Raw genomic sequence first — 721 nt, 5'->3', positions numbered from 1 at the left:
TCATCACCTGTAAGTCGATAATAATAACTCAAACCGTTTAACCTGATAGAACTTATAAAACCAGCTTCTCCCACGTGAGAAGGAACCCCCTTCTTCCGGTCCTCAATGGAAACGCAATTGCAATGACCCCAAGGAAGGCTGTACAACCAGCCACCACTATGTGCATTTTGTTCAGCAAGTGCATCGTCTGCCAGATGTTTCATGGCATTCAAACAACGCTTTGTAGGGTTTATGTTGTATTCACCAGCCAAGGCAAGCATGGTCCAACCATTTATCCGGCCGGAATGACTACCACCTTTGAATTTATATGTCCTGTCTTCCGCCAATTTTATTAAATTATCCCCAATTCGGTTCACTGTTTCTTTCATCCATGGATCTCCGGTTAGTAAATAATAATAGGACATTCCAAGGGTAAATATGTGGCCTAGATTAAATGGGTCCAGACACAGGTAAGGATTAGGGTTTCCTTTGCCAATGTCCAAGTCTACATAGAGTTCCTTCACTTTTTCAACAGGGTGGAGCCCACCAACATGGCCTATACTGTGTTCGTGAACCATTCCCGGTCTTGAGGGATAGGATTTTGATTCCCATTTAGAAAAATATTCTTTCAAATCATCATTCACAAAATGGACCACATCTACCTCGCTCAAATGACGGGCAGATTCTTCAGCCACATAAAAATATTTTGGGTCACCCGTTCGAACAAACTGAGTCAGTATAT

General features: G+C 42.3%; 1 protein-coding gene. It reads right to left on the bottom strand.

The features are described from left to right. Positions 1-674, bottom strand: a 674-nt coding sequence (locus tag ADIWIN_RS11180; RefSeq protein ID WP_152487253.1) for a hypothetical protein, incomplete at its 3' end; no start/stop codon positions are given. Positions 675-721 lie beyond the last annotated feature (47 nt).

This window comes from Winogradskyella psychrotolerans RS-3, assembly GCF_000427335.1.
In the GTDB taxonomy this organism is placed as follows: Bacteria; Bacteroidota; Bacteroidia; order Flavobacteriales; family Flavobacteriaceae; genus Winogradskyella; species Winogradskyella psychrotolerans.
The sequence above is the reverse complement of the archived record's forward strand: the minus strand, read 5'-3'. Positions and strand labels throughout refer to the sequence as shown.